Origin of the sequence: Pseudactinotalea terrae, from assembly GCF_009733845.1 — a bacterium.
Lineage (GTDB): Bacteria > Actinomycetota > Actinomycetes > Actinomycetales > Beutenbergiaceae > Pseudactinotalea > Pseudactinotalea terrae.
Map to the genome: position 1 here is coordinate 92,535 of NZ_WNXZ01000006.1, position 15,753 is coordinate 108,287.

Consider the following 15,753-nt stretch of genomic DNA (forward strand, 5'->3'; position numbering starts at 1 on the left):
ACGGGCTGCGCGGGGCCGACAGGCTCACCGGGTCGCGTACGCACTCGCGGCTCGTGAGAGAGCACGGCGGCGAGCTGGGCCGGCTCGAGACCCCCAGCTTCGCGAACACCGACTTCACGTGACCCCGCAGGTTCTCAGCGGTGATCCACAGCTCACGGAGATCTCCGCCGTCGACATCCCCCGCAACAACAGCTGCGTCACCTCACGCTCGCGGTCGGTGAGCTGGTACAACCCCAGCATCAACGGCGCGAGATCGGACCGCCGCGCCGGCTCGAGCACCAACGCGGTGAGGCTACCCGGCGTCCGCACACCTCGGGCCATCACCCACTCGCCCGTGGATGTGCGTGCCCGGCCGAGCGGCGGCAGCGACCTGCTCGAACAGGGCCAGCGGGTCCTGAGCGCGCGCGCACAGCCGCACCACCTCGTTCACGAAGTGGCCCTTCGCACCGCTGCTCAGGAACTGGCATGACCATTCTGCCTCGGCGCCGACGACGGTGGGCGCGCGTTCGAGCAGCTCGCTCGATCCGCTCAGCCCTCCTCGGGCCGGAGCGTGTAGGTGAGGAAAGCGTTCCCGGCCGGCGTCGTCGTCGTGTCGACGAGCAGGAGGCGGGTCAGCGGGAAGGTCTCGTCGAAGAGACGCTCACCGGCAGGCGTGACCACCGGGTGCACCGTGAGCGTCAGGTTGTCGATCGCGCCGCCGGCGAACAAGGACCGCACGGTCTTGATCCCGCCGGTCACGGTCACCCGACCCTGCGCGGTCTCGGCGAGGTTGCGCACGTACGCGACCGGATCGCCCTCCACGAGCGTGCTGTTCCACTCGAGCGGGCCGGTGAGAGTCGTGCTCACGACATGCTTGCGGACCGGGTTGATGAACGCACCGAACGGGTCGTCGTGGGCGGTCGCGGTCCAGTACTCCTTCCACTCCTCCCACAGCGTGCGACCGATGACCACGTCGGTCACGCCGGCGAGCGCGGCGCCCATGGCCTCGCCCTCGGCCTGGCCGAACGAGTCGAACTGCCACTGGTCCGGGGACTCCACGACCCCGTTGACGGAGTAGAAGAGGTGAGCGTTGACGGGCTGTGCCATGAGATTCCTCCATCGGTTGTCACGAGTAGGTCGCCGTCAGATGCGGAATCGATCCAGCCGGTCGGCCTCATCCTCAGGGATCGCGCCGTGAGCCGTGATCGCGGTCCAGATCCAGCCCGAGGCGGCCTGCGCCGGCGGGAGAGGTGAGGTGTCGAGCCAGGCGCGGATGGTCGCGAGCGCCGAACCGGCGATCGCCGCAGCGGCCACCTCGGTGGGCACGCCCACGAGACCGTGCGGACTGCCACGCTCGAACGCCTGCACGAGGATCAGCTGCAGCCTGCGGCTCATGCGGACCTGGATGGTGGCGGAGCCGCCCTCGCCGAGCAGTCTGCGGTACAGGGCGGCGTTCTCCTCGACGTGCCGCAGGTACTGGTCGAGGATCCGCGCGCCGTGCTCCTCCGTGAGCGGCGGCTCGGGGCCGATGGCGTCGTCGATGACGGCGTCGAGCGCCTCGGCGAGCAGCGTGTCCTTGTCGGAGTAGTGCTGGTAGTAGGTGCTGCGGTTGATGCCGGCGCGCTCGGCGATGTCCGAGATCGAGATCTCGTCGACGGGGCGTTCGCGTGTGAGGGAGAAGAGTGCGTCACGCAGGCTCGTCCGCGTCCTCGCGATGCGTGGATCCATGAGCATGGATGGTGCCACATGCGGAGTGACCAAACCAACAGTTGTCGAGTATCCAACAAGCGTGGTCTACTGATCGACGGCTTCCGTCCCTTCCCGCTCGCACCTGAAAGGTCCCCCTCGTGGCCAATCTGCTCTACCGGATCGGCGTGGGCGCAGCCCGCCGCGCCTGGCTCGTGATCGCCGCCTGGGTCGTGGTGCTCGGCCTCGCCGCCGGAGCGTTCCTGACCCTCGGCGGCACGCTCGTCAGCTCGTTCTCGATCCCCGGCACCGAGACCGACCGCGTCAACGGCGTGCTGATCGACGAGCTCGGCACCACGGGTTCGAGCGCCAGCGTGGTCTTCCACACCGAGGACGGCTCTGCGATCACCGAGGCCCAGCAGGCCGAGATCGCCGCCGCCCTCGCGCAGACCGGTGGCCTCGAGGGGGTCGAGGCCACCGTGGACCCGTACGCCACCGTGGCGCAGATGCAGGAGCAGGCCGCGGGCCTGCAGACCCAGCTGGAGACCAACGCCGAGAACACGGCTGCGCTCACCGAGAGCATCGCCCAGCTCCAGACCGGCCTCGAGCAGGCACAGGCCGGCGGGGCGCCCGAGGACCAGATCGCCGAGATGACCGGCCAGATCGAGGAGCTCCAGGGCCAGCTCGCCGGGCTCGGCGTCGAGAAGGAGCAGCTCGAGCTCGGGCAGCGGCTGATGGGCTTTGCGGCGGAGATCCGCACCGTCTCCGACGACGGCAGCACCGCCATGGGTGTCGTCATGTTCGACGGTGACGCGGTCGCCGTCGAGCAGGAGCTCAAGGACGCGGTCATCGAGACCCTCACCGATGCGACCCCCGAAGGGGTCGAGGTCGACTTCTCCAGCCAGATCGCCAACTCGGTCGAGGGCATCGTCGGCCCCGGTGAGATCGGCGGTCTCGTGCTCGCGGCGATCGTCCTCATGCTCATGTTCCGAGCGGTGTTCCCCGCGATCACGCCGGTGCTGTCCTCGCTGGTCGGGGTCGGCGTGGGGGTGGCGGGCGCGATGGCGTTCTCGGACACCGTGGAGATGTCCTCGGTGACCCCGGTTCTCGGCCTCATGCTGGGGCTCGCCGTCGGCATCGACTACTCGCTGTTCATCCTCAACCGGCACCGCACGCAGGTGCGCGCGGGCATGAAGGTGGCGGAGTCCGTCGGGCTCGCGAACGGCACCGCGGGCAACGCCGTCGTGTTCGCAGGCGCCACCGTGATCGTGGCGCTGCTCGCGCTCAACGTCTCCGGCATCGGGTTCCTCGGACTGATGGGCACCGTGGCCGCGGCGTGCGTGCTGGTCGCGGTGCTGGTGGCGCTCACCTTCACCCCGGCGGTGCTGGGGCTGATGGGTACCCGGGTGCTGCGGCGTTCCGAGCGTGGCGCGGACCCGATCCACCAGACCGCCCCGGGCCCGATGAAGACGTCCCACGCGGTGGCGTCGATCGTGGCCGGTGTCGCGGTCCTCGGCGTGGTCGCACTGCCCGCGCTCGACATGCGTCTCGGCCTCCCCGACGGCTCGACCGAGAGCTCCGACAGCACCCAGTACCAGGCCTACACCATCACCGCCGACAAGTTCGGGGCCGGCCAGAACGGGCCGCTGCTCGTCACCGCTTCCCTCGACGACCCCATGGCGGAGATCGACCAGCTCCCCACGCAGGTCGAGATCGCGCAGACGCTCATGGACCTGGACGACGTGGTCGCCGTCGCACCCATCGGGATCTCTGATGACGCCGACTTCATCGCCTTCCAGGTGGTCCCGGTGGATGGACCCTCCGCCGTGTCCACCGAGGAGCTCGTCCACACCTTGCGTGATCTCGAGGTGCTCGACGGCGGAGCGACCCTCGGGGTTGCCGGGTTCGCCTCGGGCAACATCGACATCTCGGAGCGGCTGGCCGACACCCTGCCGCTCTACCTGCTGGTCGTGGTCGGCCTGTCGTTGCTGATCCTCGTGCTGGTGTTCCGCTCGCTCGTGCTGCCGTTGCTCGCGACCGCCGGGTTCGTCCTCTCGCTGGTCGCGGCGCTCGGAGCGATCACCGCCGTGTTCCAGTGGGGCTGGCTGGGCGGGGTGTTCGGGGTGGAGACACCTGGTCCGCTGCTGAGCTTCGCACCGCTCCTCATCACCGGTGTGCTGTTCGGGCTCGCGATGGACTACCAGCTGTTCCTGGCCTCGGCGATGCGTGAGGCGTACGTGCACGGGAAGCCCGCGCGCCAGGCCGTCACGATCGGTCGGCACCAGAGCCGCGCCGTGGTGATCGCGGCAGCGTCGATCATGATCGCGGTGTTCGGTGGCTTCACCTTCGCCCACCTCACGATGATCCGACCGCTGGGCTTCGGCCTCGCCGTGGGGGTGCTGTTCGACGCCTTCGTGGTCCGGCTGCTGCTGGTCTCCGCCGCGATGCACCTGATCGGCGACAAGGTCTGGTGGCTGCCGCGCTGGCTGGATCGCATCCTCCCCAACGTCGACGTCGAGGGTGCCGCGCTCGAGCGCGATCACCCGGTGCCGCACGCCGACGACGCCGAGTCGGTCGAGGAGGCCTCCGACGACGATCCAGCCCTCGCCAAGGCCTGACCGGCTACGAGATCGCACTTTCTGTTCGAGATCGCACCCCCGGGAGTGCGATCTCGAGCCAGAAGTGCGATCTCGTCGACGTCGCGAGGCCTACGGTCCGCCGGGCAACCTCGACTTCCCCTCCCCGGGGGACCCGCTTCACGCCGACAGGGGATGGGCGGTCGCCCGGCCCGCTGAAGGCTGATGGACATGGCAATCAAGCAGTCCGACCGCACCTCCGTTCCGGCCGAGAGGTCCTCCGCCGCTCCCAACCGCTCCGACCGCCTCACCGTCGTGGGCGGCTGGTCGCTGCTGGCGATCTGCGCGCTCCACACGGCGGTCTTCGCCGCCCAGCCGTGGTGGGGAGTGTGGCTCGCAGGTCCGTTCCGCACCGAGGAGCCGCCGCTCGAGGCGTTTGCGCAGTTCTGGGCGCTACCCGGCAGCTTCGTGGTGATCGGCGCGCTGCTGGCGCTCTCGCTCATCAGCACCGGCCGCCGCGGGGGCTCCGCGCCGCTGTATCTGCCGATCGTGCTCGGTCTGTGGGCGGCGTTCTGCGTGTGGATCGTCGGACCGAGCGGCTTCAGCACGCTCGCCGTCCCCGTGACCTTGCTGCTGGTCAGCGCGGTCCGTGCCCGGCGCCGACGCACCACGGCGGCCCGTCCCCGCTAGGGGAGGGCCGCCGTCGTGGGTACCAGCCCAGCAGTCGCCTCACGGCGCGAGGCCGCTCGTAGCGGCTGAGTTTGAAGCCCGGGGGACATGCACCGGGCTGGCACGCCTCGTACAAGGAGCTCGGGGGCGGAGGTATTCCCGCGACTTCCGCGTCTCGAGGTAATCGCTGGCCAGCCGAGGACTTCACGGCGACGATTGAGGGCATGACGACCGACCCTCCCGACGGCGCCGACGTCCCGATCGACTGGGAGACCGGCCGCGCCACGAACCTCGCGAACTGGGACGAGCGCGTGCCGATCCACGAGGCCGGCTACGGCCTCGACCGGTACCGCGAGGACTCGGCGCACCTGAGCCCGGTCGTGCGGACCGATCTCGCTGCGCTCGCGCCGTTCCTGCCCGACGGCGGTGTCTCGGGTCTCGATGTCTGTCACCTCCAGTGCCACATCGGGACCGACACGATCTCGCTCGCACGGGCGGGCGCGCGTCTGGTCGGCGTCGACTTCTCGCCTGCCGCGCTCGCGAGCGCGGCACGCCTGGCCGACCAGCTCGGCCTGGACGTGACCTGGGTCGAGACCGACGTGCTGGAGGCGAGGGACGCCGTCGCGGGTGATTTCGATCTCGTGTACACGAGCATCGGCACCATCTGCTGGCTGGACGACCTCGACAGGTGGGCAGCGCAGATCGCCGGGCTGCTGCGGCCGGGCGGCACCTTCTACATCCGTGACACGCACCCCATCCTGCTGACGATGGACCCGGATGCCGGCGAGCTGCGTCAGCGAGACCGTTACTTCCCGAACTCCTACGCCCAGCAGTGGCACGGCGAGTACACCTACGCGGGCGAGGGAAAGCTGGTGGCGGCCCGCACCTACGAGTGGCCACATCCGCTCTCCGAGGTCGTCAACGCGCTGATCGGGGCGGGCCTTCAGGTGCTCCGGCTCGATGAGGGCTGGCGGCTGCCGTGGAAGTTCAGCCCGCGCATGGTCGACGTGGGTGAGGGCGACTGGGCCTGGCCCGAGGGTGAGCGAGACCGCTCACCTGCGACCTTCACCGTGGTGGCGCGCAAGTCCGGCTGAGGTCAGCCCCAGCAGAGGCAGAACGGGTGGCCGGCGGGGTCGGCGTAGACCTGGAAGCCCTCGGCGGCGGTGCGGTCCGGCTCGGTGAGCGGGACCGCACCGAGCCCGATCACGTGCTCGTGCGCGGCTTCGATGTCCGTGACCGAGATGTCGAGGTGGATCTGCTGGGGCTGCCCGCCGGGCCACTCGGGTCGGACGTGATCGGGTGCCAGCTGGACGTCGAGGCGCGGCACGTCGTCGACAAGCACTGTGTGCCAGTCCTCGCTCGCGTCGACCCGGCCGCCGAGCAGACCCGCCCAGAAGGCGCTGACCTCGGCGAGGTTCGCCGCGTCGAGGACCGGAACCATGCTGGTGATCTCCATGGCAAGCACGCTAACCCCGGGCCCGGACGAACGGCTTCCTGGTCGGGGACCCGGGCTGCGGAAGGATGGCCGAGTGAGTACCGTCGCCTACGGCCCGCTGCCAGAGCACCGCGCCGACGTCCACCTCCCCGACGAGCCCGATGCGCCCGTGCTGGTGTACTTCCACGGCGGTGGGCTCGAGTCGGGCACGCGGGCCGACAACCCGAAGCTGTTCACCGAGCTGGTGGCCGCGGGCATCGGCGTGGTGTCGGGGAGCTACCGGCGCTATCCGCAGGCGCGCTACCCGGAGTTCCTCGAGGACGCCGCCGCCTGCGTGGCCTGGGCGATCGAGAACCTGCCGGGCCGCCGCATCGTCGTGAGCGGCACGTCTGCAGGCGCCTACCTCGCGATGATGCTCAGGTTCGACCAGCGCTGGCTGGGCGCGCACGGGGTGGGCAGGGACGCCGTCCACGGCTGGTTGTTCGACGCGGGCCAGCCCACCACCCACTTCAGCATCCTCCGGGAGCGCGGCATCGACCCCAACCGCGTGATCGTCGACGAGGCCGCGCCGCTGTTCCACATCAGTTCGGAGACGAGCCCGGCGCCCACCCTCCTGGTGCTCGCCGGCGACGACGTCCCCGGCGGCCGCGAGCAGACCGACCTCATGCTCGCCACCCTCAAGGCATGCGGAGCCGACGACGACGTCCGGGCCGTCACCCTTGACGGTTACCAGCACGTGGCCTACCTGGGCGACGACGCCGGCCGCGCCCGCCTCATCGAGCTCGTGGCCGAGCTCGTCAGAGATCTCGATGTCGGCGGCGCCAAGTAGCGTGGCGCCCGTGCGACGCGAGGAGAAGGTAGAACGGATCGGCGCGATCGTGGAGGAGCTGTACCCGCAGCCGCCGATCCCGCTGGACCATGTGAACCCCTACACGCTGCTGGTGGCCGTGGCGCTGTCGGCGCAGACCACCGACAAGAAGGTCAACGAGATCACGCCGGCCCTGTTCGCGGCGGCGTCCACCCCGGCGGAGATGTACGCCCTGGGTGCGGAGCGGATCCTCGAGCTGATCCGTGAGGTGGGGCTCGCGCCCACCAAGGCGAGGAACGTGTGGACGGCGGCCGGGCAGATCGTCGATGCCGGCGGCGAGCTCAAGCCCGACTGGGAGTTCCTCGAGGGGCTCGCGGGTGTGGGCCACAAGACCGCGAGCGTGGTGATGGCGCAGGCGTTCGACGTGCCGGCGTTCCCTGTCGACACCCACATCTTCCGGCTCGCGCGCCGCTGGGGCCTGTCGCGCGCCACCACCGTCGAGAAGGTCGAGGCCGACCTCAAGAAGGCGTTCCCGCGCGAGACCTGGAACCGCCGTCACCTGCAGATCATCTACTTCGGTCGCGAGTACTGCCCTGCGCAGCGGCACGTGTTCGCGACCTGCCCGATCTGCTCGTTCGCCGCGACCAAGGCGGCTGAGCAGGCCGAGCTCAAGGCCCGCAAGAAGCCGAAGGTCGTTGCGGCGAAGGCATGACACTCAGTCCAGCAACGACTCGGAGAGCGTTATCCAAAGTTGCGCAACTATTTGTCTGATGCATGGATTCCCGGGCGCGACTTTTTAGTTCATTTCCATGTAGATCAATGAATATCCCGGCTTTGCTATGCAGAGGGTTGCGCAACTGTTAACGTCCGGTTCGTGTCCTCCGTCACCCTCGCCCACGTCGCCGAGCGCGCCGGCGTCACGGTGCCCACCGCGTCGAAGGTGATCAACGGCCGCTCCGATGTCTCGCCGGCCACGCGCGCCCGCGTTCTTGCGGCTGTCGCCGAGACCGGCTATCGCGGCAAGCGTCCCCCCGTTCCGCGCGACGATGAGAGCGCTCTCGTGGACCTGGTGATCAGCGGGGTCGAGGGAACCTGGGCCAACCGGGCGCTCTCCGGCGTGGAGCTGGCCGCGAATCTCGCAGGGCGCGATGTCGTGGTGACCGTGTCGCGTCCGGCCGCCGACCGCGACTGGGCCGAGCGGCTCGTCGCACGCCGGTCCAGCGGGGCTGTGGTCGCGCTCGTCGAGCCCACGGCGGAGCAGTACGCGGCCCTCGCCGTGGCCAGGATCCCGCTCGTGATCCTCGACCCCCGCTCCGAACCGCCCGAGGGCATCGCGAGCGTGGGCGCCGGGAACTGGGCCGGGGGCCGGGCGGCCGCCGAGCACCTGCTCACGCTCGGGCATCGCCACATCGGGCTGATCGACGGCGAACCCAACCACCTCTACGGGCAGGCGCGCGTGGACGGCTTCTCGTCGGTCCTCCGGGAGCACGGCGTCGAGCTGCAGGACCGCGACCGCGTGCACGCGGACTGGGGCTTCGTGGGAGCGCTCCCGGCAGCGATGACACTCTTGGACCGGCCCGACCGGCCCACCGCCGTCTTCGCCTGCTCCGACCCGATGGCGCTCGGCGCCCTCGAGGCGGCCAGGCGACTGCGGATCCGCGTGCCCGAGGACCTCTCCGTCCTCGGGTTCGACGACGCACCCGAGGCGCGCTGGACCTCACCCCAGCTCACCACCATCCGCCAGCCCGTCGTCGAGATGGGGGCGGCCGCGCTGCGCATGCTGCTGCGGGTCTGGGCCGGAGCCGACGCATCCGTCGGCGACGGTCTTGCCCCACGGGAAGAGCTCGCGACGCGACTCGTCGTCCGGGGGAGCACCGCTCCGCCGTCGACCACCAACGAATCCCGACGTATCGCGAAGGGGGGAAGCAGCTAGGCACCGGTCACCCTTCACCTCGCAAGGGTGGCCCCACGTTCAAGGACGAACCAGCGGTAGGCGAAGGCGCCGCCGCATGAAAGGACCCGACATGTCACAGCGTGCTTCGAAGGCGACCCTGAGCCGCCGTGGATTCCTCACAGCCGCCGGGGGTGCGGCTGCAGTCTCGGCGCTCACCGCGTGCGGTGGTGCCGGAGGCGGCGGCAACGGCGGCAGCGGTGGCGGTGGCGACTCCCTCAAGTTCTGGAACATGCCCTGGGGCGGCACCGAGTTCAACCCCTCGGACAAGGAGATCACCGAGGCCTACGAGCCTGCGGACGGCCTGCCGCCCGCCGTCTACCAAGAGATCCAGTGGGCCAACTTCACCCAGACCTTCTCCTCTGCCGTCGCCTCCAACACCGGCCCCGCCGTCAGCTCGGGCGGTGGCACCCAGGCGTTCCTGTTCGAGTCGCAGGGCAAGATCGCCTACGCCGACAACCTCCTGGAGAGCTGGAAGGAGAACGGCCTCTACGACGACTTCCTGCCCGGACTGATCGACACGATGAAGGTCGAGGGTGGCTATGCGGCCATCCCCTACAACCTCGACATGCGGGTGATGTGGTACAACACCACGCTGCTCGAGCAGGCCGGCGCAGAGCTGCCGACCGACTGGCCCAGCTACTTGGCCGCGGCCGAGAAGCTGAAGGCCATCGACGTGTACGCGTTCGGCGTCGGAGCAGGCTCCGGCAGCTTCACCGGCAGCCACATCATGACGAGCTTCATGATCAACAACGGCGGCGGTCTCTTCAACGCCGACCACGAGCCGGACTGCGTGACCGACCGCAACATCGAGGCCATGGAGTTCGTGCTCGAGATGGTCGCCAAGGGATACGTGGACCCGGGCTCGGTCACCTACACCAGCGACAACGTGCAGACCCAGTGGAAGGACCGCCGGTTCGGCATGGGCTGGGACGGGGCCGGGCTCGCCTCGAACGTGGGTGGCGACGTCGCAGCCGAGCTCGCCGTCAACAGCCCGCTCACCGGACCGAACGGTGACCAGGGGGCGCTGCACTTCCCGAACAACATCATGATGTACACGAACACCCCGAGCCAGGAGGGCTCCGAGGCGTTCCTCACGTACTACTACCAGAACATGGCGTCGCTCTGGACCGAGCACACCGGCATCGGTCTGCCGCCGCTGAAGTCGATCGCGGACACCCCGGAGTTCCAGTCCGACGCCAACGCCGTCAAGATCATCGACGAGTGGCAGCCGATCTCGAAGACGTGGGCGGCGCCCGGATCGGAAGCGCTGTTCCTCGGGGTCACCGATGTCGACGGCACGCCCGCCATGAGCACCTTCACGCAGACGGTCCTTTCCGGCGCCGCAACGGCAGAAGAAGCACTCACCACGCTGCAGCAGGCTCTCGAGGGCTGACAGGCCCGAGCCGCGCCGGCAGCGCCGACCGCCGGCGCGGCACCAGCCCCGCAGACCCTGCTCACGAAGGAGTGGCATGTCAACCGAAACGATCGCGCGGTCGTTGCGCCGCGCACGCTCGGGAGTCGGCGTCGCCGGCTCCGGGCGACCACCGGACGCCCGGCCGCGGCGCCTCTGGACCCCACGCACCATCACGATGGCCGCGCTCGTGCTGCCCTCGATCATCCTGGTGCTGCTGCTGAACGCCTACCCGGTTCTGTACGCCGGGGTGCAGTCGATCCGTGACGGCGACCTGATCTCCGCCGGCAACATCGTGGGGCTGGCCAACTACGAGTCGGTGCTGACCGACCCGGTGTTCTGGCAGGCCGCACGGTTCACGCTGGTGTTCACGCTGGTCGGTGTGTTCGGCAGCTGGGCGATGGGGATGTCGCTGGCGCTCCTGCTGCGCCGACGTGTCCCTGCCGGCGGCGTCTTCAAGGTGCTGCTGCTGCTCCCGTGGGTCGTGCCGGTGGTGGTCTCCGCCACCTCCTGGAACTGGCTCGTGGCCACACCGCAGAGCCCGTTGCCGATCCTCGCCGAGGCGCTCGGGTTCGGGCGGGTGCTGTTCCTGGCGAACCCGCTGCTGGCCCAGATCACCGTGTGCGTGTTCAAGGTCTGGATCAGCTTTCCCTTCATGATGATGATGATGAGCGCGGCGCTGGCCTCGGTCGACAACAACGTCTACGAAGCCGCTCGGGTCGACGGCGCCAGCGGCGCCCAGCTGCTCCGCACCATGACGCTGCCGCTCACGGCGAAGTCGACGTACATCAGCTGGATCCTCATGACGATCTTCTGCGTCAACGACTTCCCGACCGTGTTCCTGCTGACCGGCGGCGGACCGGTCAACGCCACCCAGACGCTGGTGGTGCAGGCCTACCGAACCGTGTTCCTCGACTTCGAGACCGGGCCCGGCGTCGCCATCGCGTTCCTCATGACGATCGTGCTCGTGGTGATCTCCGTCGTGCTCTACCGACGCGTACGAAAGGTGGACATCGAATGATCACCACACAGAGTTCTTCTCCTCCGTTTCGCTCCGCCGAACAACGCTGCGGGGACCCCGAATGAGCACCGCAACCGTGCCGGCCACGTCGCCGAGGGCGAGGTCGCGCCGGCTGACCGCCACCGAAGCGGAGCTGAAGGGGCAGTGGTGGCGGTTCGCCGTGCTGCTCCTGGTCACCGCCATCACCATCATTCCGATCGCGGCCGTGCTCTACCTGTCCACGCAGCCCGCGCTGGGCAGCCAGGTGACCGCACCCTTCACGCTCGAGAACTTCGCGAACGTGTTCGCCGGTACCAATGTGCTGCTCTGGCTCCAGAACAGCATGGTCGTCACCCTCATCACGGTGGCGATTGCCGTCGCCGTGGCGGCACCGGCCGGGTACGTGCTGTCCCGCGGCCGCAGCAAGCTCGTGGGCGGCTACTCGCTGCTGCTGTTCGTGATCCAGTCGCTGCCGATCGTGACGGCGGTGATCCCACTGTTCATCCTCTTCGCCCGGCTCAACCTGGTGGACAGCCTGACCGGTGTGACCATCGTCTACGTGGGCTCCACCATGTCCGTGGCGATCTGGATGATGGCTGCCTACTACGACTCGATCCCGATCAGCCTCGAGGAAGCCGGCTGGATGGATGGCGTCAGCGTGTTCGGCGGCTTCGTGCGGATCGTGCTGCGCAACTCCCTGCCGGGTGTGCTGTCCACGGCGATCTTCGCGTTCCTGCTGGCGTGGAACGACTACCTGATCGCCACCGTCTTCCTGCGATCGGACTACAACTACACGCTGCCGGTCGGGGTGCAGACGTTCTTCCAGCAGAACTCGACCAACTGGGGACTGGTCATGGCGGTCGCCGTGGTCATGATGCTGCCCCCGATCATCGTGTTCGGGGTGCTGAACAAGTACTTCAGCGTCGGCGGCATCGGAGGTTCGCTGGCCGGCAAGTGAGCGTCGCTCGCCGTCGAGATCGTGGATAACCGGCGAGTTCGTAGATCCGCAGCTACGAGCTCGCCGCGAACCTACGATCTCGGCGGCGGGGCAGGCGCGGGAGGCCGAACGGGCTGACGAGTGCCGCAGGTCGGGCAGACGCACATCAGCGAACCGTAGATCCTATAGGGTTTGGTGCGTGGATGTGATCAAGCCGCTGGCGCCGCGGCGGGTGCTCGGGGACGAGGTCCACGCCACGCTGACCGCGCTGATCATGGATCACACGATCGCGCCGGACACCCGCCTGAACATCGAGGCGCTCGCACGCGATCTCGGGGTCTCGCCCACCCCGGTGCGCGAGGCACTCGCGCGCCTGGAGTCCGACGGCCTCGTGGCGAAGGAGCCGCTGCGCGGTTACCGCACGACGGCCGTGCTCACCCCGGGTGAGCTGGCTCAGGTCTTCGAGTTCCGCCGCCTGGTGGAGCCCTGGGCGGCGGCGCAGGCAGCCGAGCGGCGCACGGCGGACGACGTGATCGCGCTGCGCGCCGAGCTCGCCTCGGCCCCCGCCGCCACGACGGGCTCGGACTACGCGCACTACGCCGCCCTCGCCCAGCACGACCAGCGCTTCCACACGATGCTGCTGCGGCTGGCGGGCAACGACGTCGCACTCGCCGCGTTCGAGCGGACCCGCGCTCACCTGCACCAGTTCCGTTACGCCTTCAGCGCCAGCATGACCGCCTGCGCGCTCACCGAGCACCGTGCGATCGTCGATGCGATCGAGGCGGGCGACAGCCGTGCCGCCCAGGCCGCGATGACCGCGCACCTAACGGCTGCTCACGACCGCATCACCGCCTCGGCGGAGACCTGAGAGGACAGACCGTGCCCACGATCATCGACCTGACATCTGCCGACGTCCGGTTCCCCACCTCGCGCGACCTCGACGGGTCGGACGCGATGAACGCCGACCCCGACTACTCGGCCGCGTACGTGACCCTCGAGACCGACGGCGAGCACCACGGCGCCTCGCTGGTGTTCACGATCGGCCGCGGCAACGACGTGGTGGTGGCCGCGCTCGAGGCGCTGCGCACCCACGTGGTGGGCCTCACGATCGGGGGCCTCGACGACGTCAACGAGCTCTCCCGTGCGCTGATCGGCGACTCCCAGCTCCGCTGGCTCGGACCCGAGAAGGGCGTCATGCACATGGCGATCGGCGGGGTGGTCGACGCCGCGTGGGACCTGCTCGCCCGGCAGGCGAACAAGCCGCTGTGGCTGCTGATCGGCGAGCTGACCCCCGAGGAGCTGGTCTCCTGCATCGACTTCCGCTACCTCACCGACGCGATCACCCCCGAGGGTGCGCTCGCGCTGCTGACCGAGCGTGCGGCGGGCAAGGAGGAGCGCATCGCCGACCTCCGCGGGCGTGGCTTCCCTGCCTACACCACCACCCCCGGTTGGCTCGGCTACAGCGACGACAAGCTCGTCCGGCTCTCGAAGGAGGCGGTGGAGCAGGGTTTCGACATGATCAAGCTGAAGGTGGGCAACGACCTCGGCGACGACGTGCGGCGCCTCGAGCTGGCGAGGAACGCCGTCGGGCCCCACATCCGGATCTCGGTCGACGCGAACCAGCGCTGGGACGTGGCCGACGCGATCGAGTGGATGACGGCACTGGCACCGTTCAACCCGTACTGGATCGAGGAGCCCACCTCGCCCGACGACGTCCTCGGGCATGCCGCGATCCGGGCCGGGCTCGGGCACCACGGGATCAAGGTGGCCACGGGCGAGCACTGCCAGAACCGCGTGATCGCGAAGCAGCTGATGGCTGCCGGCGCGGTCGACGTGTTCCAGCTCGACGCCACCCGCATGGGCGGCGTGAACGAGCTCCTCGCGGTCCTGCTGCTGGCTGCGCGGTACAACATCCCGGTCTGCCCGCACGCCGGCGGCGTAGGGCTCTGCGAGATGGTGCAGCACCTGGCGATGGCCGACCTCGTGGCGTTCGCGGGTACCACGCAGGACCGCTACCTGGAGTTCGTCGATCATCTGCACGAGCACTTCACCGAGCCGGTCCGCATCACGGACGGCGCGTACGCCGCGCCGAGCCGGTCCGGCAGCGGTGCTGAGATGCTTGCGTCGTCGATCGCCGACCACGAGTTCCCGCACGGCATCGTGTGGGCGGAAGAGAACGAGGAGAACACCCACTGATGAGCACACCCGAGCTGGCTGGAGTTCGCGCGATCGTCACCGGCGGTGCGAGCGGCATCGGGCTCGCCACCGCGACCGAGCTCGCGAACCGCGGCGCGAAGGTCGTCTGCCTCGACATCGTGCCCGAGGTGGCCGAGCCGCTCGTGGGCGTGCGGTGCGACGTCACCGACTCCGCGAGCGTCGAGCAGGCGGTGAGCTCCGCCGTCGAGATCCTCGGGGGTCTGGACGCCGTGGTGAACAACGCGGGCATCGGTGCCCAGGGCACTGTCGAGGACAACGACGACGACGAGTGGCACAAGGTGCTCGACCTCAACGTCGTCGGGATGGTGCGGGTCTCGCGCGCGGCGCTGCCGCACCTGCGGAGCTCGGACAACGCCAGCATCACCAACACCTGCTCGATCGCCGCGACCGCCGGATTGCCGCAGCGTGCGCTGTACTCGGCGAGCAAGGGGGCGGTGCTCTCGCTCACGCAGGCGATGGCCGCCGACCACGTGCGCGAGGGCGTGCGCGTCAACTGCGTCAACCCCGGCACGGTGAGCACGCCGTGGATCGGTCGTCTGCTGTCCAAGGCAGAGGACCCGGAGGCCGAGCGCGCCGCACTCGCCGGTCGCCAGCCCACCGGCCGGCTCGTCGAGGCCGACGAGGTCGCCTACGCCGTCGCCAACCTCGTCTCTCCCCGCTCACGCGCGATCGTCGGCACCGCGGTGGCGGTGGACGGCGGGATGCAGGCCCTGCGCGTGCGGCCGGTCTCGTCGTGAAGCGCGTCGCCCAGGTGATCCGCGTGCGGCCCGAGCACGTGGAGGCCTACGAGGAGGTCCACTCCGCCGTGTGGCCGAGCGTGCTCGAGCGGCTCCGGCAGCAGCACGTGACGAACTACAGCATCTACCGGCACGGCGACCTGCTGTTCAGCTATTTCGAGTACACGGGGGAGGACTACGAGGCCGACATGGCCGCCATCGCCGCCGACCCCGAGTCGCAGCGCTGGTGGAAGGTCACCGACCCCATGCAGGATCGTGTCCCCGAGGCCGCCGACGGCCAGTGGTGGCACCCGATCCCCGAGGTCTTCCACCTTCCCTGACCTCGAAACTCGGCGCCACGACTG

The 15,753-nt window shown here is 69.4% G+C and carries 17 protein-coding genes; 14 read left to right on the plus strand and 3 right to left on the minus strand.

The window, feature by feature from the left end; translation table 11 throughout:
• Positions 1-118: 118 nt before the first annotated feature.
• Complete coding sequence (locus tag GPA03_RS17460) at positions 119-469, plus strand: hypothetical protein (RefSeq protein ID WP_156253338.1); 351 nt, start codon at positions 119-121, stop codon at positions 467-469.
• Between the two features lie 59 nt (positions 470-528).
• Here GPA03_RS17460 and GPA03_RS17465 read toward each other — a convergent pair whose 3' ends face one another.
• Positions 529-1,086: a dihydrofolate reductase family protein gene (locus tag GPA03_RS17465; protein ID WP_156253339.1), complete on the minus strand. Its 558-nt coding sequence runs from the start codon at positions 1,084-1,086 to the stop codon at positions 529-531.
• Positions 1,087-1,122: 36 nt separating this feature from the next.
• Complete coding sequence (locus tag GPA03_RS17470; RefSeq protein WP_162458413.1) at positions 1,123-1,707, minus strand: TetR/AcrR family transcriptional regulator; 585 nt, start codon at positions 1,705-1,707, stop codon at positions 1,123-1,125.
• Positions 1,708-1,826: 119 nt separating this feature from the next.
• Between GPA03_RS17470 and GPA03_RS17475 the strand changes: the two genes are divergently transcribed.
• The 3 genes from GPA03_RS17475 (at position 1,827) to GPA03_RS17485 (ending at position 6,004) form a co-directional block, all read left to right on the plus strand.
• A complete protein-coding gene (locus GPA03_RS17475; protein ID WP_156253341.1) occupies positions 1,827-4,283 on the plus strand; it encodes an MMPL family transporter in 2,457 nt (818 codons plus the stop codon).
• Between the two features lie 189 nt (positions 4,284-4,472).
• The gene (locus GPA03_RS17480; protein ID WP_156253342.1) at positions 4,473-4,931 is read left to right on the plus strand and encodes a hypothetical protein; all 459 of its coding nucleotides are present in this window, start codon (positions 4,473-4,475) and stop codon (positions 4,929-4,931) included.
• A 203-nt stretch (positions 4,932-5,134) separates the two neighbouring features.
• On the plus strand, positions 5,135-6,004 hold the full coding sequence (locus GPA03_RS17485) for a class I SAM-dependent methyltransferase (protein ID WP_156253343.1): 870 nt from the start codon (positions 5,135-5,137) through the stop codon (positions 6,002-6,004).
• Between the two features lie 2 nt (positions 6,005-6,006).
• Here the strand turns inward: GPA03_RS17485 and GPA03_RS17490 are convergent, their stop codons facing one another.
• Entirely contained in the window at positions 6,007-6,366 is a 360-nt protein-coding gene (locus tag GPA03_RS17490) for a VOC family protein (protein ID WP_156253344.1), read from the minus strand.
• Between the two features lie 73 nt (positions 6,367-6,439).
• Here GPA03_RS17490 and GPA03_RS17495 point away from each other — a divergent pair, with 73 nt between their 5' ends.
• From GPA03_RS17495 to GPA03_RS17540, 10 genes are all read left to right on the plus strand, one after another.
• Positions 6,440-7,174: an alpha/beta hydrolase gene (locus GPA03_RS17495; RefSeq protein ID WP_162458414.1), complete on the plus strand. Its 735-nt coding sequence runs from the start codon at positions 6,440-6,442 to the stop codon at positions 7,172-7,174.
• Between the two features lie 10 nt (positions 7,175-7,184).
• Positions 7,185-7,865, plus strand: coding sequence for an endonuclease III domain-containing protein (locus GPA03_RS17500; RefSeq protein WP_156253346.1), 681 nt, complete (start codon positions 7,185-7,187; stop codon positions 7,863-7,865).
• Between the two features lie 162 nt (positions 7,866-8,027).
• The gene (locus GPA03_RS17505) at positions 8,028-9,086 is read left to right on the plus strand and encodes a LacI family DNA-binding transcriptional regulator (protein ID WP_156253347.1); all 1,059 of its coding nucleotides are present in this window, start codon (positions 8,028-8,030) and stop codon (positions 9,084-9,086) included.
• Positions 9,087-9,177: 91 nt separating this feature from the next.
• On the plus strand, positions 9,178-10,500 hold the full coding sequence (locus tag GPA03_RS17510) for an ABC transporter substrate-binding protein (protein WP_156253348.1): 1,323 nt from the start codon (positions 9,178-9,180) through the stop codon (positions 10,498-10,500).
• A gap of 76 nt (positions 10,501-10,576) precedes the next feature.
• The gene (locus GPA03_RS17515) at positions 10,577-11,539 is read left to right on the plus strand and encodes a carbohydrate ABC transporter permease (protein ID WP_156253349.1); all 963 of its coding nucleotides are present in this window, start codon (positions 10,577-10,579) and stop codon (positions 11,537-11,539) included.
• A gap of 61 nt (positions 11,540-11,600) precedes the next feature.
• Positions 11,601-12,476, plus strand: a complete 876-nt coding sequence (locus tag GPA03_RS17520; protein ID WP_156253350.1) for a carbohydrate ABC transporter permease — start codon at positions 11,601-11,603, stop codon at positions 12,474-12,476.
• Between the two features lie 178 nt (positions 12,477-12,654).
• Positions 12,655-13,323: a GntR family transcriptional regulator gene (locus GPA03_RS17525; protein ID WP_206673621.1), complete on the plus strand. Its 669-nt coding sequence runs from the start codon at positions 12,655-12,657 to the stop codon at positions 13,321-13,323.
• A gap of 11 nt (positions 13,324-13,334) precedes the next feature.
• Positions 13,335-14,651 carry an enolase C-terminal domain-like protein gene (locus tag GPA03_RS17530; protein ID WP_241681363.1) on the plus strand — a complete coding sequence of 439 codons (1,317 nt, stop codon included), beginning with the start codon at positions 13,335-13,337 and terminating at the stop codon, positions 14,649-14,651.
• The gene (locus GPA03_RS17535; protein WP_156253351.1) at positions 14,651-15,409 is read left to right on the plus strand and encodes an SDR family NAD(P)-dependent oxidoreductase; all 759 of its coding nucleotides are present in this window, start codon (positions 14,651-14,653) and stop codon (positions 15,407-15,409) included. The genes GPA03_RS17530 and GPA03_RS17535 overlap by 1 nt, the downstream gene beginning before the upstream one ends.
• Positions 15,406-15,729 carry an L-rhamnose mutarotase gene (locus GPA03_RS17540; protein WP_156253352.1) on the plus strand — a complete coding sequence of 108 codons (324 nt, stop codon included), beginning with the start codon at positions 15,406-15,408 and terminating at the stop codon, positions 15,727-15,729. Before GPA03_RS17535 ends, GPA03_RS17540 begins: the two co-directional genes overlap by 4 nt.
• Positions 15,730-15,753 lie beyond the last annotated feature (24 nt).

What these genes read in the sequence shown, in the direction of transcription:
- GPA03_RS17465 (WP_156253339.1), bottom strand. Translation starts at nt 1,086, where the DNA reads ATGGCACAGCCCGTCAACGCTCACCTCTTCTACTCCGTCAACGGGGTC.
- GPA03_RS17470 (WP_162458413.1), bottom strand. Translation starts at nt 1,707, where the DNA reads ATGGATCCACGCATCGCGAGGACGCGGACGAGCCTGCGTGACGCACTC.
- GPA03_RS17480 (WP_156253342.1), top strand. Translation starts at nt 4,473, where the DNA reads ATGGCAATCAAGCAGTCCGACCGCACCTCCGTTCCGGCCGAGAGGTCC.
- GPA03_RS17485 (WP_156253343.1), top strand. Translation starts at nt 5,135, where the DNA reads ATGACGACCGACCCTCCCGACGGCGCCGACGTCCCGATCGACTGGGAG.
- GPA03_RS17490 (WP_156253344.1), bottom strand. Translation starts at nt 6,366, where the DNA reads ATGGAGATCACCAGCATGGTTCCGGTCCTCGACGCGGCGAACCTCGCC.
- GPA03_RS17510 (WP_156253348.1), top strand. Translation starts at nt 9,178, where the DNA reads ATGTCACAGCGTGCTTCGAAGGCGACCCTGAGCCGCCGTGGATTCCTC.
- GPA03_RS17515 (WP_156253349.1), top strand. Translation starts at nt 10,577, where the DNA reads ATGTCAACCGAAACGATCGCGCGGTCGTTGCGCCGCGCACGCTCGGGA.
- GPA03_RS17520 (WP_156253350.1), top strand. Translation starts at nt 11,601, where the DNA reads ATGAGCACCGCAACCGTGCCGGCCACGTCGCCGAGGGCGAGGTCGCGC.
- GPA03_RS17535 (WP_156253351.1), top strand. Translation starts at nt 14,651, where the DNA reads ATGAGCACACCCGAGCTGGCTGGAGTTCGCGCGATCGTCACCGGCGGT.